Source organism: Herbaspirillum frisingense, from assembly GCF_047325095.1.
In the GTDB taxonomy this organism is placed as follows: Bacteria; Pseudomonadota; Gammaproteobacteria; order Burkholderiales; family Burkholderiaceae_D; genus Herbaspirillum; species Herbaspirillum frisingense.
This window is the reverse complement of the sequence record NZ_CP168558.1, coordinates 2,251,919-2,274,816: the sequence shown is the minus strand read 5'-3', so window position 1 is coordinate 2,274,816 and position 22,898 is coordinate 2,251,919. Positions and strand designations below refer to the sequence as shown.

19 protein-coding genes and 2 tRNA genes are annotated in these 22,898 nt (G+C 63.4%); 11 read left to right on the top strand and 10 right to left on the bottom strand.

Annotated features, from left to right (window positions below):
• Positions 1–138 precede the first annotated feature (138 nt).
• Positions 139–3,051 carry a phosphoenolpyruvate carboxylase gene (ppc, locus tag ACEOAC_RS10570; protein WP_413628826.1) on the top strand — a complete coding sequence of 971 codons (2,913 nt, stop codon included), beginning with the start codon at positions 139–141 and terminating at the stop codon, positions 3,049–3,051.
• A gap of 403 nt (positions 3,052–3,454) precedes the next feature.
• Complete coding sequence (locus ACEOAC_RS10565) at positions 3,455–4,393, top strand: dienelactone hydrolase family protein (protein ID WP_077235140.1); 939 nt, start codon at positions 3,455–3,457, stop codon at positions 4,391–4,393.
• Positions 4,394–4,513: 120 nt separating this feature from the next.
• On the opposite strand, the gene ACEOAC_RS10560 is transcribed toward ACEOAC_RS10565, so the two are convergent.
• The gene (locus tag ACEOAC_RS10560) at positions 4,514–5,338 is read right to left on the bottom strand and encodes an HDOD domain-containing protein (protein WP_077235139.1); all 825 of its coding nucleotides are present in this window, start codon (positions 5,336–5,338) and stop codon (positions 4,514–4,516) included.
• Positions 5,339–5,797: 459 nt separating this feature from the next.
• Between ACEOAC_RS10560 and argH the strand changes: the two genes are divergently transcribed.
• The 8 genes from argH to ACEOAC_RS10520 all read left to right on the top strand — a co-directional run bounded on the left by argH (position 5,798) and on the right by ACEOAC_RS10520 (position 12,990).
• Positions 5,798–7,192 carry an argininosuccinate lyase gene (gene argH / locus ACEOAC_RS10555; protein ID WP_166757955.1) on the top strand — a complete coding sequence of 465 codons (1,395 nt, stop codon included), beginning with the start codon at positions 5,798–5,800 and terminating at the stop codon, positions 7,190–7,192.
• 450 nt (positions 7,193–7,642) lie between these two features.
• Positions 7,643–8,800 (top strand): ABC transporter substrate-binding protein, encoded by a 1,158-nt coding sequence (locus ACEOAC_RS10550; RefSeq protein WP_006463336.1) that lies wholly within the window; start codon positions 7,643–7,645, stop codon positions 8,798–8,800.
• A gap of 271 nt (positions 8,801–9,071) precedes the next feature.
• Positions 9,072–9,953 carry a branched-chain amino acid ABC transporter permease gene (locus ACEOAC_RS10545; RefSeq protein ID WP_413444346.1) on the top strand — a complete coding sequence of 294 codons (882 nt, stop codon included), beginning with the start codon at positions 9,072–9,074 and terminating at the stop codon, positions 9,951–9,953.
• A 1-nt stretch (position 9,954) separates the two neighbouring features.
• Entirely contained in the window at positions 9,955–10,830 is an 876-nt protein-coding gene (locus ACEOAC_RS10540) for a branched-chain amino acid ABC transporter permease (RefSeq protein ID WP_006463334.1), read from the top strand.
• On the top strand, positions 10,830–11,591 hold the full coding sequence (locus ACEOAC_RS10535; protein WP_006463333.1) for an ABC transporter ATP-binding protein: 762 nt from the start codon (positions 10,830–10,832) through the stop codon (positions 11,589–11,591). The genes ACEOAC_RS10540 and ACEOAC_RS10535 overlap by 1 nt, the downstream gene beginning before the upstream one ends.
• On the top strand, positions 11,588–12,319 hold the full coding sequence (locus ACEOAC_RS10530; protein WP_006463332.1) for an ABC transporter ATP-binding protein: 732 nt from the start codon (positions 11,588–11,590) through the stop codon (positions 12,317–12,319). Before ACEOAC_RS10535 ends, ACEOAC_RS10530 begins: the two co-directional genes overlap by 4 nt.
• Positions 12,320–12,520: 201 nt before the next feature.
• A tRNA-Leu gene (locus tag ACEOAC_RS10525) sits at positions 12,521–12,605 on the top strand.
• Between the two features lie 19 nt (positions 12,606–12,624).
• Positions 12,625–12,990, top strand: coding sequence for a hypothetical protein (locus ACEOAC_RS10520; RefSeq protein ID WP_413628825.1), 366 nt, complete (start codon positions 12,625–12,627; stop codon positions 12,988–12,990).
• A 26-nt stretch (positions 12,991–13,016) separates the two neighbouring features.
• Here the strand turns inward: ACEOAC_RS10520 and ACEOAC_RS10515 are convergent, their stop codons facing one another.
• The 9 genes from ACEOAC_RS10515 to ACEOAC_RS10475 all read right to left on the bottom strand — a co-directional run bounded on the left by ACEOAC_RS10515 (position 13,017) and on the right by ACEOAC_RS10475 (position 22,289).
• Positions 13,017–14,084, bottom strand: a complete 1,068-nt coding sequence (locus tag ACEOAC_RS10515) for a LacI family DNA-binding transcriptional regulator (RefSeq protein ID WP_413444345.1) — start codon at positions 14,082–14,084, stop codon at positions 13,017–13,019.
• On the bottom strand, positions 14,081–14,848 hold the full coding sequence (locus ACEOAC_RS10510; RefSeq protein WP_241812534.1) for an alpha/beta fold hydrolase: 768 nt from the start codon (positions 14,846–14,848) through the stop codon (positions 14,081–14,083). The genes ACEOAC_RS10515 and ACEOAC_RS10510 overlap by 4 nt, the downstream gene beginning before the upstream one ends.
• Entirely contained in the window at positions 14,838–15,659 is an 822-nt protein-coding gene (locus tag ACEOAC_RS10505) for an HpcH/HpaI aldolase family protein (RefSeq protein WP_413444344.1), read from the bottom strand. Before ACEOAC_RS10505 ends, ACEOAC_RS10510 begins: the two co-directional genes overlap by 11 nt.
• A 31-nt stretch (positions 15,660–15,690) precedes the next feature.
• Positions 15,691–16,830: a hypothetical protein gene (locus ACEOAC_RS10500; protein WP_241812536.1), complete on the bottom strand. Its 1,140-nt coding sequence runs from the start codon at positions 16,828–16,830 to the stop codon at positions 15,691–15,693.
• A 57-nt stretch (positions 16,831–16,887) separates the two neighbouring features.
• The gene (locus ACEOAC_RS10495; RefSeq protein ID WP_241812537.1) at positions 16,888–17,946 is read right to left on the bottom strand and encodes an ABC transporter ATP-binding protein; all 1,059 of its coding nucleotides are present in this window, start codon (positions 17,944–17,946) and stop codon (positions 16,888–16,890) included.
• A 46-nt stretch (positions 17,947–17,992) separates the two neighbouring features.
• Positions 17,993–18,835: a carbohydrate ABC transporter permease gene (locus ACEOAC_RS10490; RefSeq protein WP_006463326.1), complete on the bottom strand. Its 843-nt coding sequence runs from the start codon at positions 18,833–18,835 to the stop codon at positions 17,993–17,995.
• Positions 18,836–19,711, bottom strand: a complete 876-nt coding sequence (locus ACEOAC_RS10485; protein WP_413444343.1) for a carbohydrate ABC transporter permease — start codon at positions 19,709–19,711, stop codon at positions 18,836–18,838.
• A gap of 98 nt (positions 19,712–19,809) precedes the next feature.
• Positions 19,810–21,123, bottom strand: coding sequence for an ABC transporter substrate-binding protein (locus tag ACEOAC_RS10480; protein ID WP_413444342.1), 1,314 nt, complete (start codon positions 21,121–21,123; stop codon positions 19,810–19,812).
• A 23-nt stretch (positions 21,124–21,146) separates the two neighbouring features.
• Complete coding sequence (locus ACEOAC_RS10475) at positions 21,147–22,289, bottom strand: porin (RefSeq protein ID WP_413444341.1); 1,143 nt, start codon at positions 22,287–22,289, stop codon at positions 21,147–21,149.
• Between the two features lie 378 nt (positions 22,290–22,667).
• On the opposite strand from ACEOAC_RS10475, the gene ACEOAC_RS10470 reads away from it, so the two are divergent.
• Positions 22,668–22,752 (top strand) — tRNA-Leu (locus ACEOAC_RS10470).
• Positions 22,753–22,898 lie beyond the last annotated feature (146 nt).

Genomic DNA, 22,898 nt, shown 5'->3' with positions numbered 1-22,898 from the left:
GACTGTAAAACGATCAAAAACGCAGTTCAGAAGCGAAACGCAACCATAAAAAACGAGGCAAATTCTAGCACGCACACCACTGGCAAACCGATCCACAAGCACGACTTTCCTCCCCGAAAACCGCAGCAACCGTTGATCATGGCGACTACAAATCCAACTACACGCAGTGCCCGCTCCGCTTCTTCCAACTCCCGTCCGGCTGGCGCCAAGACTGCCAAGCCTGCCATTGCACCCGGCAAACCCGCACGCGGCACCGACAAGGATGCCCCGCTCAAGGAAGATATCCGCCTGCTGGGCCGCCTGCTGGGCGAGGTGGTCCGCGAACAGGAAGGCGATGACGTCTTCGAGGTGGTGGAGACCATCCGCCAGACCGCCGTGCGCTTTCGCCGCGAGTCCGATGCCAAAGCCGGTGCCGAGCTCGACAAGCTCCTGAAGAAGCTGACCCGCGACCAGACCAACTCGGTGGTGCGCGCCTTCTCCTACTTCTCGCACCTGGCCAACATCGCCGAGGACCAGCACCACAACCGGCGCCGCCGCGCCCACCTGCTGGCCGGTTCCGAAGCGCAACCGGGCAGCGTGGCCTATGCGCTGTCGCGCCTGGATGACGCCGGTGTTTCCGGCGCCCAGGTGCGCAGCTTCCTCAAGGAAGCGCTGGTGTCGCCGGTGCTGACCGCCCACCCGACCGAAGTGCAACGCAAGTCCATCCTCGACGCCGAGCGCGAAATCGCCCGCCTGGTGGCCGAGCGCGACCTGCCGCTGCCGCCCCGCGAACTGCGCCACAACACCGAACTGCTGCGCGCGCGCATCGCCACCCTGTGGCAGACCCGCATGCTGCGCTACACCAAGCTGACGGTGGCCGACGAGATCGAGAACGCCCTCTCCTACTACCGCATCACCTTCCTGCGCGAGCTGCCGGCGCTGTACGACGACATCGAAGCCGAGATCGACAGCCAGTTCCCCTCGCGTGCCAAGGCGCGCGTGGCCGAGCTGCCGCCCTACCTGCAGATGGGCAGCTGGATCGGTGGCGACCGCGACGGCAATCCCAACGTCAATGCTGCCACCATGCAGCATGCCCTCAAGCGCCAGTCCACCACCATCTTCGATTACTACCTCGATGAAGTGCATACGCTGGGTGCCGAGCTGTCCATCTCGACCCTGATGGTCGATGCCAGCCCGGAACTGCTGGCCCTGGCAGATACCTCGCCGGATCACTCCGAACATCGCGCCGACGAGCCCTACCGGCGCGCCCTGATCGGCATCTATGCGCGCCTGGCCGCCACCGCCCGCTCGCTGGGCGTGGTCAACATCCTGCGCCAGGAAATCGGCAGTGCCTCCCCCTACGCCAACCCGGCCGACTGCGTGGCCGAACTGGACGTGCTGGTGACGTCGCTGCAGGCCCATCACGGCGCCGCACTGGTCAAGCCGCGTCTGGCCGGCCTCAAGCGCGCCGTGGAAATCTTCGGCTTCCACCTGGCCACGCTGGACATGCGCCAGAGCTCGGACGTGCACGAACGCGTGCTGGCCGACCTGTTCGCCAAGGCTCAGGTCGAGGCCGATTACGCGGCCCTGAGCGAAGAGCGCAAGATCGCGCTGCTGCTGGGTGAACTGTCGCGACCACGACTGCTGTACTCGCCCTACGTGCAGTATGCCGACGAGACCGACTCCGAACTGACCATCCTGCGCGCGGCCCGCGAGATCCGCCGCCGCTATGGCGAGCGCGCCATCCGCAACTACATCATTTCGCATACCGAAACCCTGTCGGACCTGCTGGAAGTGCTGCTGCTGCAGAAGGAGACCGGCCTGCTGCATATCGAAGGCAACCAGCTGCAGGCGCTGGAGCTGATGGTGATCCCGCTGTTCGAGACCATCCCCGACCTGCGCTGCGCCGCCGAGATCATGCGCGGCTGGCTGACCCAACCCCAGGTCAAGGGCCTCATCGCCAAGCACGGCAAGCTGCAGGAAGTGATGCTGGGCTACTCGGACTCCAACAAGGACGGTGGTTTCCTGACCTCCAACTGGGAGCTCTACAAGGCCGAGAACCAGCTGGTGGAGCTGTTCAACGAGGCCGGCGTCAAGCTGCGCCTGTTCCATGGTCGCGGCGGCACCGTCGGCCGTGGCGGCGGCCCCAGCTATCAGGCCATCCTGGCGCAGCCGCCGGGTACCGTGAACGGCCAGATCCGCCTGACCGAACAGGGCGAGATCATCGCCTCCAAGTTCTCCAACCCGGAGATCGGTCGCCGCAACCTGGAACTGCTGGTTGCCGCTACCCTGGAGGCCAGCCTGATGCCGACCAACACCGACAGCAAAGAAGCCAGGAAGCTGGCCGAGTTCGAGCGGGTGATGGAGGAATTGTCGGAACGCGCCTATCAGGCCTACCGCAACCTGGTCTATGAAACCCCGGGCTTCACCGACTACTTCTTTGCCGCCACGCCGATCGCCGAAATCGCGCAACTGAACATCGGCTCGCGCCCGGCCTCACGCAAGGCCAGCCAGCGCATCGAAGACCTGCGCGCCATTCCCTGGGGCTTCTCGTGGGGCCAGTGCCGCCTGCTGCTGCCGGGCTGGTATGGCTTTGGCAGCGCGGTCTCGGGCTGGCTGGGCGAGGCCGGCAACGCCAAGGAGACGTCCAGGCGCCTGGCGACCCTGCGCGCCATGTGCAAGGAATGGCCATTCTTCGCCGCCCTGCTGTCGAACATGGACATGGTGTTGTCCAAGACCGACCTCGCCGTGGCCTCGCGCTACGCCGGGCTGGTGGCCGACCGCAAGCTGCGCAACACCATCTTCGGCCGTATCACCGACGAACATGAACGCACCAGCGCCGTACTCTCCACCATCACCGGCAGCAAGGAACGGCTGGCCGCCAACCCGCTGCTGGCACGCTCGATCAAGAACCGCTTCGCCTACCTCGACCCGCTGAACCACCTGCAGGTCGAACTGATCAAGCGCCACCGCGCCACCGCGGCGGCCAAGCGCACGCCGGAAGAACGCGTGCAGCGCGGCATCCACCTCACCATCAACGGGGTGGCCGCCGGCTTGCGCAATACCGGTTGAGCGTCGCTGCATCAGATGTTTCACCGCAAGCTGCCCGGGATGACCGGGCAGCTTTTTTTCGCCCTGCCATGAGAAGAGCGATCATCGCCGGGAGACGCCCCGTCTCAAGTTCAGGCTTTACATGCCGATAACAGATGGATGAAGTGTCATTTGGCAAGACGGCAAGCTGTTGCGAAGGATGGACAGCCACGCCCGAGGTTTGTGCAGGATCAGGTTTTTGCAGCGCAAAAAACCGATTTGCCACGCCGACGAGCTCTTCACTTTTGTAAAATAAAGGCTGAACGAATTTAGAACACGTCACCGTCGCAAACCCTGAAGGATATTGCTTCAGAGACCATTTTCCCGGGCCATGGGGCGGGCCTGGAAACAGACGGTGCGGCATCGATACGGGGAATCACACACTATGCAACACTGGGGAAAACCGGTAGCTGCGTTCTGCATTGCAGCAACGCTGGCCTTGATCGGCGCACGCGTGCAGGCTGCGCCCAATTCGGCACCGCCGCCGCCACTGGAAGCCCGCCGCGTCTCGCTGACCAGCGTGGACAGCAAGGGTGGCAAGGCGACCGCGCTCTATGGCGTGTGGATCAAGGCGCGCAAGTCGCTCAACAGCAAGGGACCTTATCCCACCGTGATCGCCCTGCATGGTTGTGGCGGTCTCTACAGCATGGTGCGTGATGGCAAGGGCGAATTCACGCCACGCCACCTGGCCATGGCGCGGGTACTGACCGACGCCGGCTACAACGTCCTGTTCCCCGACAGCTTTACCCCGCGTGGCCGCCGTTCCACCTGCCAGGACACCGTGGCCCAGCGCGAGATCAGTGCCATGAACCGGCGCTTCGATGTGCAGGCGGCCATGCACTGGGTCACCTCCCAGCCGGACGTGGACGTCAAGCGCGTCGCCCTGCTGGGCTGGTCGCACGGCGCCTCGACCCTGCTGGCCTCGATCAATCTGGCAGAAACCGATGTGGCCGTGCGCAAGATCCAGCCGCGCGCAGCCGTGGCCTTCTATCCCGACTGCCGCCCCTATGCCAAGACCGGCGAAGCCTTCAAGCCGGCCGCGCCGCTCTTGATCCTGATGGGTGAAAACGACGACTGGACCCCACCCCAGGCCTGCGAAGCGATCGAACAGAAGATGCAGGGCAGCGATACTGAAATCGCCCTGCGCCTCTACCCCGACACCTACCACGACTTCGACGCGCCCGGCCTGCCGGTGCATGTGCGCATGGACGTGGCCGGCGTGGGCAAGCGGGGCGAAGGCGTCACCAGTGGCGGCAACCCGGATGCGCGCAGCCAGGCCTACCGCTCCATGCTCAACTTCCTGGACGCCAAGCTGAACTACTGAGCGCAGCGGCCACACTGACCGTACTGCGGAAGCACCAAGACAAAATGCCGGCCCCTTGCGGGTGCCGGCATTTGTCATTTGTGGCCTGCCAGAAGCAGGCAAAAGGCAGGCAAAAAGCGATCAGGCCACCAGTTCCTGCATGCCCTCGCTCAGTTCCGGCAGCGGCGGCATCTCTTCGGTGAAGGTCGCCAGCGTCAGGCCCAGCTTGGCGGCCACCTCGCTGGGGAAGGTCGATTCCATTTCATCGGCGGAGTATTTGTTTTCTTCGGCCCGGGCACGCCAGGTGGCCAGGTGCACGATGGCCGCGAAGGGATCGAACTTTCCTTCCAGCGGCTGCGGGAAGGCCTTGATGACCTGGCTGAACTCGTCCGGGAAGCGCCAGCGGCGGGCCAGTTCGGCGCCCACGTCGGCAAAGTCGTAACCGAAGGACTTGCGCTCCACATCCAGGCGACGGGCGTCCAGGGGACCGGCCACCTTGTCCACCTGCAGCGCCTGTTCCGGCATGGCCGCATGCATCACCAGCTGGCCGATGGCATGCATCAGACCCACGGTGAAGGCGAAATCGGAATTGAGCTTGGCCTGCTTGGCCAGCCACTTGGACACCACGGCCGTATCCAGGCTGTAACGCCAGAACAGCTTCAGGTCCACGCCCGGCAGCTTCTTGAAGCTGCCCGCCATGCCGGTGCTGACCACCAGCGTACGCACGGTCATGAAGCCCAGCATCAGGACCGCGTCCTCCACCGTGCCGATGGTGCGCGAGACGTGGTAATAGGAGGAATTGGCCAGGCGCAGGATCTTGGCGCTGAGGACTTGGTCGGCGGCCAGTTTCTTGGCGATCTCTTCGATCGAGACTGACTCGTTGTTGAAACTTTCGATGACTTCCTGCACTACCTTGGGAATGCTCGGCAATGCAGTTTGCTGCTGAAACAGTGCTTCCAGATTCATGCTTCTCTCCTGTAAGACGACCCCCAAACATCTTGCTCATGAGCGCTAACAGGACCACCCCCGTGGCAACTGCGACCCGCCGTCGTCCCGATTTTGCATCGGTTCATGCCGGCCTGGCCGGAAGAGGTAGCCCTTTCCTCACCGGGATTCCCGCTCCCCGGATCAGTCATCGCCAATCGAGTATAGCCTTAGCTTTTGTCATCAGTACAAGGGTTTTTTGCGCTGCAGGAAGACTTGCGCAAAAACAACAAGCAAAAATGATGCCATGCGGAAATAATCACATTTCATCCAGGCCAACGGAAGCTCTCCAACACCATCGGGCGAGAAGGGACGAAAAAAGCGTGCAGGCTGACCGCTGGCAAATGCGAAAAATCCGCGCCTCGCAGCATTTCCGGCTGCATTGGCGTGGCCTGGCGCAGTTGTGCTTGCTATAATCGCCCATTCTCCGGAATTCCCAATATGACAGACCAATTTGCTAAAAAGGGCGAAGCCTGGTCGGCTCGCTTTTCTGAACCCGTCTCCGATCTCGTCAAGCGCTATACCGCATCGGTGTTCTTCGACAACCGCCTGGCCCAAGTCGATATCCAGGGCTCGCTGGCGCACGCCGAGATGCTGGCCCACCAGGGCATCATCAGCGCGGCCGACCACGCCGAAATCCAGCGCGGCATGGCCCAGATCAAGGGCGAGATCGACGCCGGCAAGTTCGAATGGCTGCTGGACCTGGAAGACGTCCACCTGAACATCGAAAAGCGCCTGACAGAGCTGGTCGGCGATGCCGGCAAGCGCCTGCATACCGGCCGCTCGCGCAATGACCAGGTCGCCACCGACATCCGCCTCTACATGCGCGGCGCCGTGGACGACATCGTGGGCCTGCTGCGCGAACTGCGCCTGGCCCTGCTGGACCTGGCCGAGCAACACGCCGACGTGATCCTGCCGGGCTTCACCCACATGCAGGTCGCGCAACCGATCACCTTCGGTCACCACGTGCTGGCCTATGTCGAGATGTTCGGCCGCGACGCCGAACGCATGCTGGACGCCCGCAAGCGCATCAACCGCCTGCCGCTGGGCGCCGCCGCCCTGGCCGGCACCACCTTCCCGATCGACCGCCTGCGCGTGGCCAGGACCCTGGGCTTCGACGACGTCTGCCGCAACTCGCTGGATGCCGTCTCGGACCGTGACTTCGCCATCGAATTCTGCGCCGCCGCCGCGCTGGTGATGACCCACATCTCGCGCATGTCCGAAGAGCTGGTGATCTGGATGAGCCCGCGCGTGGGCTTCATCGACATCGCCGACCGCTTCTGCACCGGCTCCTCGATCATGCCGCAGAAGAAGAACCCGGACGTTCCCGAACTGGCACGCGGCAAGACCGGTCGCGTCAACGGCCACCTGATCGCCCTGCTGACCCTGATGAAGGGCCAGCCCCTGGCCTACAACAAGGACAACCAGGAAGACAAGGAACCGCTGTTCGACACCGTCGACACGCTCACCGACACCCTGCGCATCTTTGCCGACATGGCCCGCGGCATCAGCGTCAAGCCCGATGCCATGCGCGCCGCCGCCCTGCAGGGCTACGCCACCGCCACCGACCTGGCCGACTACCTGGTCAAGAAGGGCCTGCCCTTCCGCGACGCCCACGAAGCCGTCGCCCACGCCGTGCGTACCTGTGTGGACAAGGGTTGTGACCTGGCCGACCTGTCGCTGGACGAACTGCGCGCCTTCTCGGAGCTGATCGGCGAAGACGTCTTCGCGGTCCTCACGCTGGAGGGCTCGGTGGCCGCACGCGACCATATCGGCGGCACCGCACCCAACCAGGTGCGCGCGGCCATCGCCCATATCCGCAAGGAACTGAACTAAACACAGGTGGCGAACCCGTTTTTCTTTCAATACCCGTTCGGACTGAGTAGCGGCGTAGCCGCGTATCGAAGGCGCATCATTGCTGCGCCTTCGATACGGCCCTGACGGGCCTACTCAGTCCGAACGGAAATAGATGGATTTCGCCACGGCACCAGGCAACAGCACCACCCCGTCCGCTGGCCGGACGGTTTCGCATGCCGCTGCGGCGCACCCTACCCGGGTGCGTGGCGGCGGGTTGTAATTGCTGGCGCAGCCTGCTTTTTCGGGTATGCTGTGCCGGCTGTATCGAAAGAGGCCGCAAAACGGTCTTCAGAGGATGGAGCACAAGTCCCGGCCATCCCGGGCGTCTTTTGCATCATCCTCGATGAAGGAATCGCCTTGTGACGTGGCGCTGGTCTGCGCTGCCTGACGGGGACGGTTTCTACAATATCTAACTGAGGAGAGAACTCGATGCAATTCAATACCATGCTCAAGACCATTCCGGCCCTGCTGATCGGTGCCACCCTGTCTTCGGCCGCACTGGCCGCCGACATCAAGCTGGGCGTCGCTGAAGCCCTGACCGGCCCGGCCGCCAAGTACGGCGTAGCCATCAAGAACGGCTTCACCCTGGCTTCCGAAGAAATCAACGCCAAGGGCGGCGTCAATGGCGACAAGCTGGCCCTGGTGATCGAAGACGAACAAGGCAAGAAGGAAGAAGCCATCAACGTCTTCAAGAAGCTGATCTTCCAGGACAAGGTGCTGGCGGTGTTCGGCCCCACCCTGTCCAACTCGGCCTTCGCTGCCGACCCGATCGCCAACGCCTCCAAGGTGGTGGTCTTCGGTACCAGCAACACCGCTGACGGCATCACGGCCATGGGCCCCTTCACCTTCCGCAACTCCGTCATGGAAGCCGACGTGCTGCCCGTGACCGTGAAGGCCGCCGTGAAGCACTTCGGCATCAAGAAGGTCGCCGTGATCTACGGTAACGACGACGCCTTCACCAAGTCCGGCTACGACGTCTTCAAGGCCACCCTTGAACAGCAGAAGATCCCCGTCACCACCACCGAGGCCTATGCCAAGGGTGACGTCGACTTCAAGGCCCAGCTGACCAAGATCAAGGCCGGCAACCCGGACGCCATCGTCTGCTCCTGCCTGGCCGAAGAAGCCGCCAACATCATCCTGCAGACCCGCGCACTGGGCATGAAGCAGCCCTTCATCGGCGGCAATGGCCTGAACTCGCCGAAGCTGTTCGAGATCGCCAAGGATGCCGGCGACAACACCCTGATGGGTAGCCCGTGGTCGGCCGAGAACCAGACCCCGGCCAACAAGGCCTTCATCGCGGCCTACAAGGCCAAGTTCGGTTCCGATCCTGACCAGTTCGCCGCGCAAGCCTATGACGCCATGTACATCGTGGCCGATGCCCTGAAGAACGTGAAGCTGTCGGGCAACCTGGCCAAGGATCGTGACGCCCTGCGCGCCGCTCTGCCGGCCGTGAAGATCGATGGCGCCACCGGCAAGTTCGCCTTCCGCGCAGCCCCGGCCGTGGCCGGCAAGCAGGTCGGCTTCGATGCGGACCAGGAAGCCATCGTCAACATCGCCAAGGGCGGCAAGTTCGTGCTGCTGAAGTAAGCACACGACGCCAGCAGGCAAGGCTGCCGGTACACCGGCCGCCGCAACGATACTCTCCCGCAGTTCCGCCGCAGGGGCATTGCCTTGCCCCTGCGGCGATCCTGGCGCGGGATGCGCAAGACACTGCCAGGCCGGAACGGGGAACCACAGGCAGCCAGTCGGGATGACAGGCCGCTGATTCCGGCAATACGACGTAACGAGGGACTTCGTCCGCGCCATGCATGCAGTGCAGGCAGCTGGCGCCGCGCCCCATCACCTATCGCAGGTTCCAATGTTAGAACAACAGCTCATCAATGCCCTTTCGCTGGGCAGCGTGTATGCGCTCTTCGCGCTCGGCTTCACGCTGGTCTTTGGCGTACTGGGCGTGATCAATCTTTCGCACGGCGCGATCTTCATGCTGGGCAGCTATGCCGCCCTGCTGCTGGTCGAACAGATGGCTCTGCCCCTGTGGGCGGCCCTGCTGCTGGCCATGGTGGCCACGGGCCTGCTGGGCCTCATCATCGACGTGCTGGTCCTGAAGCCCTTGCGTAAGCGCAATGCGCCTCACCTGATCCCCATGATCGCCACCATCGGCGTGGCCATCATGATCACCAACATCTCCCAGGGCCTGTTCGGCGCCGAGAACAAGCGCTTCCCCCAGGGCACCATCCCTGAAGAGAGCGTCAGCCTGGGCAACCTGCACATCACCGCCGTGCAAGTGGCCATCATCGTCATCGCCTTCGTGCTGATGGTGGTGCTGCTGGGCGTGATGCGCAAAACGCAACTGGGCCGGGCGCTGCGCGCCATCGCCGAATCCCCCAAGGCGGCCTACCTGCTGGGCATCAACGTCGAAGGCCTGTTCCTGCTGACCTCGTTTGCCGCCGCCGCCCTGGGCGGTGCTGCCGGCGTGCTGGTGGGGGTGTCCTTCAACGCGATTTCGCCCTTCATGGGCCAGCCGATGCTGCACAAGGGCATCGCCGTCATCATCCTGGGCGGCATGGGCGATATCCGCGGCGCCATGATCGGTGGCCTGTTCCTGGGCTTTGCCGAGGTGCTGACGGTCGCCTATATTTCGAGCGACTTCCGCGACGCGGTGGCCTTCGGCCTCCTGTTCCTGATCCTGCTGGTAAAACCCTCCGGCATGTTTGGCAAAGTGCTGGAAAGGAAGGCATAAGATGGGCTTCATGGAATGGTGGGATGGCTTCTGGGCCACCTACAACACCGTCATTTTCAGCATCGGCGTCAATGCCATGCTGGCACTCTCGATCTACGTCACCCTGTCCTGCGGCCTGCTGTCGCTGGCCAATGCCGCCTTCATGGGCATCGGCGCCTACACCGCGTCGCTGCTGACGATGCAGTTCGATCTGCCCTTCCCCATCGCCCTGGCCGCAGGCGGCGTGCTGCCCTCGCTGGTGGCGCTGGTGATCGGCATCCCCACGCTGCGCCTGTCCGGCGTCTACCTGGCCATGGCCACACTGGGCTTTGGCGAGGTGGTACGCGTGATCGTGCTGAACCTGGACATCACCGGCGGCCCCATGGGCCTGAACGGTGTGCCGCCCATCACCGAGTGGTGGCACATCGTGCTGATCCTGGGCGTGACCATCTACGCGCTGGCGCGCCTGCGCCGCTCCAAGACCGGGCGTGCCTTCGAGGCCATCAAGGAAGATGAAGTGGCGGCCCGCCTGATGGGCGTGAACGTGGCCGGCTACAAGCTCTTGGCCTTCGTCATCGGTGCCGCCATCGCCGGCGTAGCCGGTGGCCTGAACGCCCACTACACCTTCACCATCGGCCCCAACAACTATGGCTTCGAGAATGCGGTGGACATCCTGACCATGGCCGTCTTCGGTGGCACCAGCAACCTGATCGGCCCGATGATCGGTTCGACCATCCTGTCGCTGCTGCCGGAAGTGCTGCGTCACTTCAAGGACTTCCGCCTGGCCATCAACGGCCTGATCCTGATCCTGGTGGTGCTGTACCTGCCCAAGGGCATCTGGGACCCGCGCCGCATCCGCGCCTTCCTGGGTCGCAACGCTGAGAAGAAGGTGAAGTAATGCTTTTACAACTGAACGACATCAGCAAGAACTTCGGTGGCCTGCAGGTGCTGCAGGGCGTGAACTTCAACGTCAAGGAAGGCGAGATCTTCGGCCTGATCGGCCCCAACGGCGCCGGCAAGACCACCGTCTTCAACCTCATCACGGGCCTGTTGCGCGCCTCATCGGGCAGCATCCGCTTCAACGACGACGACATCGGCGCCGTCGCCCCGCACAAGATCACCGAGCGCGGCATCGCCCGCACCTTCCAGAACATTCGCGTGTTCAAGGAAATGACGCTGCTGGAAAACGTCGTGGTCGGCATGCACGAGCACCTGAACTATGGCGTGGCCAGCATGCTGTTCAACCTGGGCGGTTTCCGCAAAGCAGAGAAGGAAGCCCGTGAACGTGCGCTGGAACTGCTGTCCTGGGTGCGCCTGGACCACAAGGCGCACATGCTGGCCGATAGTCTGTCCTATGGCGAGCAGCGCAAGCTGGAGTTCGCCCGGGCGCTGGCCACCAAGCCCAAGCTGTTGCTGCTGGACGAACCGGTGGCCGGCATGAATCCGGCCGAGAAGACCGAGTTGATGAGCGAGATCGTCAACATCAAGCAACGCGGTTTCACCATCTTCATGATCGAGCACGACATGCGCTTCGTCATGGGCCTGTGCGAACGCATTGCCGTGCTCAACTTCGGCAAGATCATCGCCGAAGGCACCCCGGACCAGATCAAGAACAACCAGGAAGTGATCGAGGCCTATCTCGGCAAGGAAGAAGCATGAGCGCCAGCGGTAACAAGCAACCCATCCTCCAGGTGGAAGACCTGGCCGTGGCCTATGGCCACATCGAAGCCGTCAAGGGCATCAGCCTGTCGCTGAACGAAGGCGAGATCACTGCCCTGGTCGGTGCCAATGGCGCCGGCAAGAGCACCTCGCTGCTGGCCATCTCGGGTCTGGTGAAGGCGCAGCGCGGCCGCGTGCTCCTCAATGGCCAGGACCTGCTGCAGATGTCGCCGCACCGCATCGTCGAATCCGGCGTGGTGCAGGTGGCTGAGGGCCGTGCCACCCTGACCACGCTGACCGTGGAAGAGAACCTGTCCTTGGGCGCCTATACCCGTCGCGACAAGGACGGCGTGGCCCGTGACCTGGAGTGGGTGTACTCGCTCTTCCCGGTGCTGAAAAACCGTGCCGCCGGCCTGGCCGGCAATCTCTCCGGCGGCGAGCAGCAGATGCTGGCGATCGGCCGCGCCCTGATGGCCAAACCCAAGGTGTTGCTGCTGGACGAACCCTCGATGGGCCTGGCACCGCTGATCATCCAGGAAATCTTCCGCATCGTGCAGGAGATCAACAAGACCGGCATGACGGTCCTGCTGGTGGAGCAGAACGTGCGCCAGGCACTGCGCATCGCGCAGCGCGGATATGTGCTGGAGACCGGCAAGATCGTGCTGCAGGACAGCGGCGCCAACCTGCTGGGCAATCCCAAGGTGGTGGAAGCCTACCTGGGCGGATGAGCTTCATCGGCCTCTGATGCGGCACTTCAAAACGGCGGCCCGAGGGTCGCCGTTTTTGTTAGTTTTTCGGGACCTGTTGCAGGTGGAGACAGGCAGGCGAAAAATAATAAAAGATTTTTCAATTAAGTGTTGACCGCCTTCCTGATAGGCCTTAATATGCAGCCTCTTTCAAGCACAGCAGCTTACCGCTGATGCCAGAAGGCCCACGTGGCGGAATTGGTAGACGCGCATGGTTCAGGTCCATGTGCCGCGAGGTGTGGGGGTTCGAGTCCCTCCGTGGGCACCAAAACATAAAAGGCTGGTCGATGAAAATCGGCCAGCCTTTTGCGTTTTGGGGCACACGAGCAAAGCGCCTGCGCGCTTTGCGAGAGGGACGAGAAGGTCTGGCCTTGCAAGGCCAGACGGGGTCGCGAGACGTGACCGAGTGCCTCAGTGCGCAGCAAAACATAAAAGGCTGGTCGATGAAAATCGGCCAGCCTTTTGCGTTTTGGGGCACACGAGCAAAGCGCCTGCGCGCTTTGCGGGAGGGACGAGAAAGTCTGGCCTTGCAAGGCCAGACGGGGTCGCGGGACGTGACCGAGTGCCTCAGTGCGCAGCAAAACATAAAAGGTCGATTGATGAAAATCAATCGACCTTTTGCGTTTTGGGGATTTCTTTGGGCACACGAGTAAAGCGCCTGCGCCCTAGCCAATTCCTTCTATGCCGTGCCCGCCCTCACCGTCCCCCGCATCACCAGTTCCACCGCAAGCTCGCGAATCACCGGTGCACCACCACCCTGCTCCATCTGCGCCATCAACAGGTCGCAGGTTTCCTGCACCAGTCGCGGAATATCCTGGCGGATGGTGGTCAGTTGATAGGACGCCCAGCTTGCCTCCGGCGCATCGTCGAATCCGATGACCGAGATATCTTCAGGAATGCGCACCCGATAGACGCTGCGCAAGGTATCCATGAAGCCCAGGGCAATCATGTCGCTGGCGCAGAAGACGCCATCGGTGCGCGGTGCTTCCTGCATCAGACGATGCGCGGCGGCGCAGCCGTCCTGGTAGGAAAATGCGGCTTCGATAACCAGCGGCACCTGCCCCTGCGTTTTCTTCAGATGCGCGGCAAATCCCCGGAAGCGTTCTTCATTGGTGGAGGTACCCGGGTTGCCGGCGATGTAGGCCGGCGAGGTGCAACCGGCGGCGACCAGCGTGCTGGCAGCCAGCTCTCCGCCATGCTGGTTGTCGCTCAGCACCGCGCTGATGCTGGGATCGCGCTCGCGGCGGGCGAACTGGATCACCGGCAGCCCCTGCTCCGCGCATTCGCGCGCGAGGCTGGAGGACAAGGTCGCGGAGGCCACCACCAGGCCTTCGATCTGGTAATCGAAGAAGGTGCGCACGGCTTCATCGGCATTGCTGAAATTCTCGGCCGTGACGATCAGGGTCTGGTAGCCAGCCTGGTGCAGTCGCTGGCAAAACTCCGCCAGCGCCAGTGAATAGATCGGTGTGGCCTGCTGCGGGAAGACCAGGCCGATCAGGCGCGAGTGACGGGTGATCAGGCCACGCGCAAAGGCATTGGGCTTGTAGCCCAGTTGACGGGCCGCGGCCTGCACCCGCTCACGCGTGGCGTCCGAGACCGATGCGCCCGGTGTGAACACCCGCGAGACAGCCGACTGCGAGACCCCCGCCAGCCTGGCCACGTCCTTGGAGGTGGGCACAGCGCGGGCGATGTCGAGCTTCTTGCCACCGTCGGCCGCGCTGTCGATTTTCTTTGCTTCGTTGTTCATGCCGCCTGTTCAGGTATCCCGTTGCGTACGCAATCCAGCCATTTTTCCATCGAGATGATACTGGAACGCTCTGCCTCGATGGGGAGAAAGTGACCGCAGTCCGGGACCCTGACCAGCGAACATCCACTGCGTACGAACACCATTTCGGCCTGCCGCTGCGGCGGGCAGAGCTGGTCGTTCTGGCCGCACTGCACCTGTACCGGCACCTGCATGGCGGCCAGGGTGGACATGGAATCGGGCCGGCTGATGGCGTAGCGGACCTGGTTGCGGAAGACCGCTGCCGGCGTCTCCCGCGCCATGGTCAGCACCCGTTCGCTCCAGCGCTGTCGGCTCTCGGCATCAGCACCCGGATGGAAATAGCCGGGCAACATCTCCTGCTCCATCAGTGCCTGCACCTCGCCAGCCTCGAAGCGTTCCAGCTGCAGGCGCCGCAGCGTCAGGTTGCGCGGCGCATCGGCACGGGCGGTGGATGACACGATGCACAGGCCTGCCACCCGTTGCCTGGCCTGGCGCACCAGTTCGAAGGCCAGGATCGCACCCAGCGAAAAACCGCCGAGCGCGAAACGCCGGGGCAGCATTGCCAGCAAACGGCTGGCTTCGCTGCTCAAGCTGACTTCCAGCCCGATCTGCGGCACGATGACCTCGCGCTGTCGAGACAGCGCAGCCACATGCGCGAGCCAGATGCGGCTGTCGCACAGCGTGCCGGGCAGCAGCACCAGCGGCAAGGCACCCGCCGCGCCGCCGTGCCTTGCTTCAATAGCCACCGGCTCCTCCGCCCTCCCGCGCAGCCGGCTGGAGAGCATGCCCGGAGAGACTGCGTCCACCGCGACTGCGTTCCAGACGCCGTCGCAATTCGCTACCCAGGCTACCCACGTCATTGCCCGGGGTGACCAGCGAGAAACCCTGCTGCAGCCGCGCCTGCGCGCTGTCGCCATCGGCGCAGAAGATACCGGTCATCAGATTGCGTTTGCGTGCCGCTTCCAGAATGACAGCGATGGCCTCCTCTACCCGGGGCGCGAAGCTAGCGCCCGGTCGCTCGCCCAGTGACAGCGCGAGGTCATTGGGGCCGACATAGATGCCATCGAGCCCATCGGTCTCCATGATGCTTTCCATGTTGCGCATGCCCTCCACCGATTCGATCATGGCCAGCGTCAGCACGGTGTGATTGGCGTGGTCGAAATAATCAGGGCCGCCATACAGCAGACCCCGGGCCGGCCCGAAGGAACGATTGCCCATGGGTGGGTAACGGCACGCCGCCACGAACTGGCGCGCGATCTCCGGCGTGTCGACCTGCGGGCAGATGACGCCATAGGCACCGGCGTCCAGCAGGCGCATCAGGTGGCTGGGCTCGGCGCTGCTACTGCGCACCAGGGGCACCGCCTGGGTGGTACTGATGGCCTGCAGCATGGCGACCGCCTGCGCGAAGTCCATCATGCCGTGCTGCAGATCGACCGTGACCGAATCAAAGCCCTGGGCTGCCACCACCTCGGCGGCATAGGCGCTGGGAATGGAGAGCCAGGCGTTGACCAGTGGCAGGCCGTTCTCCGATTTGCTCCTCAAGTCGTTGGGGCGCATGCGGTTTCCTTTCGTATCGGGATAAGGGACATCACTTGAGCCAGTGACTGGTGCTGGGCATCAGTTCGGTGCGGCACAGGTAGTCGCTGGCATCCAGCGCCACGCCACGGGCGCCGACGGCCACCTGGATGGTTTCGGTGAAGCGCGGGCGCTTGCGCTCGTCACCGGCGCAGATGAGCAAGAGTTCGACATCGCTGCCGGAGGCATTGGCAAAGCAGCGCCAGACCTCACCCGGGATGGACAGGGTGTCCTGCTCCTGTAGCTCCACCACGCTGGAGGCATCTTCATTGAAGGCCACGCGCACGCTGCCCCGGATGCAGATGACCACCATCTTCTGGCTGATCAGGAAGGGGCCGGCCTCCTGCCCGGGTGGCAAGCGCATCCATTCGATGGAGAAGCCCTGCGGGTCCTGCACCCGGGGGCGCTGGTTGCGGTCCTGGGTGATGCCATAGCCGATCACCGGCGCCAGCTGGCTGGCATGGCCGGGCAGGCAGGCATCAAGCAGCGCGTGACTGCTGAAGGCGCGGTCCTCGGCGGTGGTGACACGGCCTCGCATTTCTTCCGGCGAGACCTTGCGCAGGCGCGCCACTTCCTCCGCCGGGAACGGCGCCATCCACTTCAAACCCAGGGGCAGGGTCTGACCGGCGCGGCGGTCGATGAGCTGGTTGTCTTCGGCCAGATAGAGGCCGGTCTCGTTGGCCTGGCCCATGATATCCGGACTCCAGATGACCCCGCCGGTGTCGTCCCCGCCCAGGCAGGAAAACAGCCAGCCGTCATCCGGCCCGACATTGGTGAAGCCGCGGAAGATCCAGGTCGGCAGGCAGACGATATCGCCGGCCTTGAGCACATACTCGCCCTCCTCGCCTCGCGGTCCCCAGCGCAGCAACCACTCGCCACGGGTGCAGATGAATACTTCGCTGGTGAAGTGGATGTGCAGGTTGTTGGTCACACCGTGAGGCATGGCGGCCGCGCCGATGTTGAAACCGTGCGGCTCCTTCAGGTTCACCACCTGGCTGGCGCTTTGGGTCACGCCGGGGCCGATGATGGAATAGTTTTCCTTGGGCATGGAGCCCGGCAGGCGGCAATCCAGGAAGGCCTCGTCGCAGGAGACGTATTGTGTCTTCCGGATATGGCGTGCCTCGGCTTGTTCTTGGGTCAGATAGATGCTCATCTCATTGTTCCTGTGTCGTTGATCCTGTGTCTGTGATCCTGTGTCGTTGGTCTTGCCTCATTGATCGATGCGGTCGCCGCTTTCGGCGTCGAACCAGTAGAGACGTTCCGGGCGGATGCAGAAGGCGATGGGGTCGCCTTCCTTCACGCGTTCGCCCTTCTCCAGCTTGGCCACGAAATACTGGCCCTCCAGCTTGACCGTCACCAGCGTGTTGTCGCCCAGCAGTTCGAAGGCATAGACCTCGCCCAGCAGGTTGGCTGTGCCGGGTTCCCTGGCCAGTTGCACGTCCTCGGGACGCACGCCCAGGATCAGCTTGCCCGCGCGCGGTGGCTTCACCGCCACCACATGGCCACCGCCGACCAGGAAGCGGTCCTGGTCGCCGTCGCCGTGCAACAGGTTCATCGCCGGCGAGCCGATAAAGCCAGCCACGAAGGCGTTGGCGGGACGGTTGTAGATGTTTTCGGGCGTATCGATCTGCTGCAGCACGCCCTCCTTCATGATGGCCACCCGCGTGGCCAGGGTCATGGCCTCGACCTGGTCGTGGGTGACATAGACGGTGGTCACCTCCAGCTCGCGTGCCAGGTGGCGCAGCTCGGCGCGCATGGTGCCGCGCAACTTGGCGTCGAGGTTGGACAAGGGCTCGTCCATCAGGAACACGCGTGGCTTGCGCACAATGGAACGTGCCAGGGCCACGCGCTGGCGCTGGCCACCGCTGAGTTCAGCCGGCCGGCGCTGCAGCAGGTGCTGCAGTTCCACCCGACCGGCGGCGCGCTGCACGGCGGCTTCGATCTCGGCCATCGGCTGGCGGCGCAGCTTGAGCGGATAGGCGATGTTGTCGCGTACCGTCATGTGCGGATAGAGCCCGTAGTTCTGGAACACCATGGACACGTCGCGCAGGCGCGGCGCGATGCCGTTGACGCGTTGCGCGTCGAAATACAGGTCACCGGAGGTCGGCTCTTCCAGCCCGGCGATCATGCGCATGGTGGTGGTCTTGCCGCATCCGGAGGGCCCCAGGAGGACCAGGAATTCGCGGTCCTCGATCTGCAGATCGAGATTCTTGACGGCATGGAAGCCGTCCCATTTCTTGTCTATGCCTTGCAGGCGCAGCGTGGTCATTCTGTCTTCTCCATTCTTGATATTGGCTGGGCTGATAGGGGGTGCGCTATCGCACCGAACCCTGGGTCAGGCTCTTGATGAATTGTTTTTGCACCGTCATCGACAGCAGGAACATGGGCAGCGCGATGATCATGCCGGCCGCCGCCATCAGCTCCCACAGGTCGCCGCGTTCGGTCCTGAGAGCCACCAGGGCGATGGGCAAGGTGACCGCGTTCTGCTTGGAGGTGATGAGGGCGAAGATGAACTCGTTCCAGGTCAGCGTGAAGCTGAAGACAGCCGAGGTGATGATGCCCGGCAGCGCCGTGGGAACGACGATGGTGGCGATGATGCGGCCCAGCGATGCGCCGTCGATCATGGCGGATTCTTCGATATCCACTGGCACGGCATCGATGAAGCCCTTGATCATCCAGATCGAATACGGCAACACGATGGAGAGGTTGACGATCACCAATGCGCTGCGGGTGTCGAGCAGCCCCAGCTGCTTGAACATCAGGAAGTAAGGCAGCACCACGATGGCCGCCGGGATGAACTGCGAGGCTACGATGCCCACGAACAGTGCCTGCCGGCCGGGGAAACGGAAGCGCGAGAACGCATAGGCCGCCGCCACCGCCAGCGGGATCGCCACCAGCACCGTCCCCAGCGCCACCCAGAGACTGTTGGCGAGCTTGTCGCCGAGATGCCAGGGGGCGGCGAAGACGGTCCTGAAATTGTCCCAGGTGGGGCTGAACCAGAGCTGCAGGGTGTAGACATCGCGCGGGGTCTTGAAGGACGTCAGCACGATCCAGAGGATGGGCAGCAGGATGCAGCCGATGATGGCGTAGACGCCGATCAAGCCGCCGATCCGCGCCAGCCGCGATGTCATGACGCCGGGGTTGCAGGGCTTGCTCATTCAGATTCCTTTCTTGAAAGCGAGGCGCATGTAGAAGCCGGCCAGCACCAGCATCACCGCCGTGAGGACATAGCCGGCCGCCGCCGCATAGCCCATGTCGTAGTACTTGAAACCGATCTGGTAGACCAGGTAGGCCAGCGTGGTGGTGGCATTGCCCGGCCCGCCATCGGTGAGGGCGAAGACGGCGTCGAAGGCCTTGAGTGCGAACACGGTCTTCAACAGGATCACCACCGCCACCACCGGCTTGAGCTGCGGCAGCGTGATATCGACGAAGATGCGCAGGGGCGAGGCGCCATCGACGGCGGCCGCTTCCTCGGTCTCCTTGGGGACCGAAGCCAGACCGCCCAGCAGGATCAGCGTCATGTAGGGCGCCCAGTGCCAGACATCGCTGATCACCAGCGCCACCATGGCCCAGGCCGGATGCGCCAGCCAGATCAGGCTGGCCAGCCCGGGAAAGAGCTTGCCCAGCAATGCGGCGATGACGCCGTATTCCGGGTTGAGGAAGAAGCGCAATGAAATGCCGATCAGCGCCGGGCTCATCACGAAGGGCAGCATCAGCAGCGCCCGCGCCACCGAGGTCACCCGGCCGGCGCGACGCAACAGCAAGGCGCAAGCCAGCGCAATGAGGCAGGTCGCCAGCACATCGATACCGACGAAGGACAGCGTGGTCGCAATGGAGGCGACGAATTCGGAATCACCGGCCAGCAGCTCGGCATAGTTGTCCAGGCCGACGAAGGGGCCAGGCGCCGACGAGTACGACAGCTTCCAGCTGCGGAACGACAGCGCCAGGGAATACAGCAAGGGGAATACGGTAGTGACGGCGATGACCAGCAGCGCCGGCAGCATCAGCAAGTACGCCAGACGATTGTTTTTCATGGAACGGGGTTGGAATCAGGTTGGGACGGCCGGCCTGGCCGCCACGGCAGGGCTGCCTGCCCTCCGGGTGGAGGACAGGCAGGCCAGGTCAGACTGGGTCAGACCAGCTTGCGGACCTTTCTGGCAGCGTCGTCAAGTCCCTCCTTGACCGGGACGGTGCCCAGCGCCATCTTCGAGATCGCCGTATCGAGGATGTCGGAGATCACCGGCCACTGCGGGATGAGCGGCAGTACGCGGGCGTTCTTCAAGACCTCGCCAGCCATCTTGTGCATGCCCTGCGAGATCGCATTGACGGCGGGGTCGGCCAGGTTGGCACTCTGCACGCTGACGATCTCGTGCTGGGCCGGGTCCAGCAGCAGGGATTTCTCGATGGCAGGCTGGGTCAGCCAGGCCAGGAATTCCATGGCTGCCGCCTTCTTCTTCGAATGACGGTCGATACCGTAAAGCCACAGGTTGGTGTGGGACGGCGTGGCCACGCCGGGGTAGCCCGGCATGGGCGCAAACCCCACCTTCTCCGGCGACAGCGTGGAGGACTTGGCATCCGTCAGGCCCTGGTAACGCCACCACCAGGTGGGCAACATGGCGCACTTGCCCTGGGCCATGGAATTGACGGCATCAGTCTCGTTGAAGCTGACCGAACCGGCCGGGGTGACCTTGTGCTTCAACATCAGGTCCAGGTAATCCTGGGTGGCCGCGATGCCGGCCGGCGAATGGAAGGCGGGCTGGTTGCGCGCATCCAGCAGTTCACCCCCGCGTCCCCACAGGAAATCGAACCAGACCATCAGGTTCTGTCCCGAGTTCTTCCCGTAGTACATGGCAATGCCCGGCATGCCGGCACCGGCCTGGATAGCCTGCGACACCTTCACCACCTCGGCCCAGGTCTTGGGGACGGGCAGCTTGAGATCGGCCAGCACATCCTTGCGATAGAACAGCAATTGCACGTGACCGCGAATGGGCAGGCCGATATAGCCGGACTCGTTGCGGCTGGCGCGCAGGTAGGCATCGGGATAGCGCGTCATGTCGATGCCCTTGTCGCGAATGCCGTCATTGAGCGGATGCAGCAGGTTCTTCAGCGAGGGCGCCCAGACATCCATGACGGAGACCACATCGTAGTCGCCGTTCTCGGCCACCATCTCGGCGGTGAGCTTGTCGCGGATGCTGGTGAAGGGCACGTACTGGTACTTGACGCGGATGCCGGTCAACTCCTCGAAGGCCGCCAGGCGCGCCTCATGGGCGCGGAACTGCGGCGCCACCACGGTCAGCACATTCAGCTCGACACCCTTGAAGGGCTTGCCCGGCGTCACCCCGTTCGCTTGCGGTTGTGCCCGCGCCAGCAACGGCAGGCTGCCACTTGCACCTGCCCCCAGCATGGCTGCGGACGACAGCAGGAAACCTCGACGATCTTGTTTCATGTTCGACTCCTCCCCTGGGCCATTCAGAAGGCCGTGCGCATGGCCACGCGCGAGACCACCTGCACCCCATTGGACGACGGTGTGCCGGCGCCGAACACGTTCAATGCACCGAAGGCGCGATCATGCTGGTAAGCCACGGTGGAATAGAGCGAAGTGCGCTTGGACAGCGAATAGGAAAGCGAAGCCGTGACCTGATCGGCCGCACCCAGATCGCTGTTGCGGGTCTGGTGCTGCCAGGACAGACCGCCATTGACCACCGGCGTGAACTGGTAATCGGCGCCGATATCGAGCGTGTCCACCCGCGCGCCCTTCCAGCTGATCCCGCGTGCCGCGTAACTGACCAGACCGTCGAAATGCACCTGGGTGTAGGAACCGTAGAGGGCCAGCTTGTCCAACGTCAGCTTGGCACCCGCGCCGGCCAGTCGCTTGGTGGCGTACTGGCTGTCGCTGCCCGGCACGCTGGAGACGCCCGCCACCGCGCCGATGAGGAAGTTGCCCTGCCCATAGTTCAGGCCTGCCTGCGCGCTGCTGCCGCGCGACTGCGAACCGGCCTGCTCACCCAATCCCAGCAAGGCCCCGAAACGGAAACCCGAAAAGCTGTTGCTGGAAAACTTGAGCGCATTGTTGACCCGCGCGCCGTAGGTGTGATTGCCCAGCTGTGCCGTCGCAGCGATGGCACTCATGCCATCCAGGCCCTGTCCGCTGGCGCCGATGTTGTTGTGACCGGCGTTGGTATACCCCATCAGGTTGAGGTAATCGAACATGAAGTCGTACTGGCGTCCGATGGCCCACAAGCCGGCGGCCGTGTTCAGTCCCACGTAGGACTGGCGTCCGAACAGCAGACCGCCCTGCCCCATGCTGCCCTTGGCCGCGTCGAAGCCGTTTTCCAGCTTGAAGACGGCCGACATGCCGCCGCCCAGGTCTTCGCTGCCGGAGAAGCCGACGCGATTGCCGGCCGCGATGCCGTTATCCAGCCGCAGCGCCGAACCGGATGCTGCAATCTGGCCGCCATTGAGCGCGACGCTGTTGCTGTAGTAGCTCAGCCCGGAATCGACCAGGCCATAGATGACGATATTGGACGTTTCATGGGCCTGGACGGGCTGGACGAAAGTAGCGAAATGGCCGAGCGAAAGCGCAGCCATGCCGAGAGCAGCATGGATCCTCAAGGTGGTCTCCTGTTGATGTTGTGGTTTTGAGAGGGAGTATGCAAAGCTGACTTGAGCTGTTTTGCATACGTATGCAATATAGCCAAAGAATTACCTTGTGTAAACTATTTAGTGAAGGATTGAGGCTGCGCAAGAACCGCAGCCTGAAAATTCGGTAGGGAAATGGGCGTGGGAAGGTGGGCGTCTCGCCTGAGTTGCATCCGACTGATGGACGTCTCCGGGAGCTTGGACGGCACACAAACGGGCGCCGCGGCACCCCTGCGCCGGCTGGGACAAGCGGGGATGGAAAAAATTGAAATTAGGTAGTGACGCCGAAGAAAAATGCCATTAGAATGCAGCCTCTTTCAAGCACGGCGGATTGATTGCTGCTGCGAAAAGGCCCACGTGGCGGAATTGGTAGACGCGCATGGTTCAGGTCCATGTGCCGCGAGGTGTGGGGGTTCGAGTCCCTCCGTGGGCACCAAACAAAAAAGGTCGATTGATGAAAATCAATCGGCCTTTTGCGTTTTGGGGCCATTCTTTTTGGGGACCACGAGCAAAGCGCCTGCGCGCTTTGCGGGAGGGACGAGAAGGTCTGGCCCTGCAAGGCCAGACGGGGTCGCGGGACGT

Coding starts and splice junctions, on each gene's coding strand:
- ppc (WP_413628826.1), top strand. CDS start 139: ATGGCGACTACAAATCCAACTACACGCAGTGCCCGCTCCGCTTCTTCC.
- ACEOAC_RS10565 (WP_077235140.1), top strand. CDS start 3,455: ATGCAACACTGGGGAAAACCGGTAGCTGCGTTCTGCATTGCAGCAACG.
- ACEOAC_RS10560 (WP_077235139.1), bottom strand. CDS start 5,338: ATGAATCTGGAAGCACTGTTTCAGCAGCAAACTGCATTGCCGAGCATT.
- argH (WP_166757955.1), top strand. CDS start 5,798: ATGACAGACCAATTTGCTAAAAAGGGCGAAGCCTGGTCGGCTCGCTTT.
- ACEOAC_RS10550 (WP_006463336.1), top strand. CDS start 7,643: ATGCAATTCAATACCATGCTCAAGACCATTCCGGCCCTGCTGATCGGT.
- ACEOAC_RS10545 (WP_413444346.1), top strand. CDS start 9,072: ATGTTAGAACAACAGCTCATCAATGCCCTTTCGCTGGGCAGCGTGTAT.
- ACEOAC_RS10540 (WP_006463334.1), top strand. CDS start 9,955: ATGGGCTTCATGGAATGGTGGGATGGCTTCTGGGCCACCTACAACACC.
- ACEOAC_RS10535 (WP_006463333.1), top strand. CDS start 10,830: ATGCTTTTACAACTGAACGACATCAGCAAGAACTTCGGTGGCCTGCAG.
- ACEOAC_RS10530 (WP_006463332.1), top strand. CDS start 11,588: ATGAGCGCCAGCGGTAACAAGCAACCCATCCTCCAGGTGGAAGACCTG.
- ACEOAC_RS10520 (WP_413628825.1), top strand. CDS start 12,625: ATGAAAATCGGCCAGCCTTTTGCGTTTTGGGGCACACGAGCAAAGCGC.
- ACEOAC_RS10515 (WP_413444345.1), bottom strand. CDS start 14,084: ATGAACAACGAAGCAAAGAAAATCGACAGCGCGGCCGACGGTGGCAAG.
- ACEOAC_RS10505 (WP_413444344.1), bottom strand. CDS start 15,659: ATGCGCCCCAACGACTTGAGGAGCAAATCGGAGAACGGCCTGCCACTG.
- ACEOAC_RS10500 (WP_241812536.1), bottom strand. CDS start 16,830: ATGAGCATCTATCTGACCCAAGAACAAGCCGAGGCACGCCATATCCGG.
- ACEOAC_RS10495 (WP_241812537.1), bottom strand. CDS start 17,946: ATGACCACGCTGCGCCTGCAAGGCATAGACAAGAAATGGGACGGCTTC.
- ACEOAC_RS10490 (WP_006463326.1), bottom strand. CDS start 18,835: ATGAGCAAGCCCTGCAACCCCGGCGTCATGACATCGCGGCTGGCGCGG.
- ACEOAC_RS10485 (WP_413444343.1), bottom strand. CDS start 19,711: ATGAAAAACAATCGTCTGGCGTACTTGCTGATGCTGCCGGCGCTGCTG.
- ACEOAC_RS10480 (WP_413444342.1), bottom strand. CDS start 21,123: ATGAAACAAGATCGTCGAGGTTTCCTGCTGTCGTCCGCAGCCATGCTG.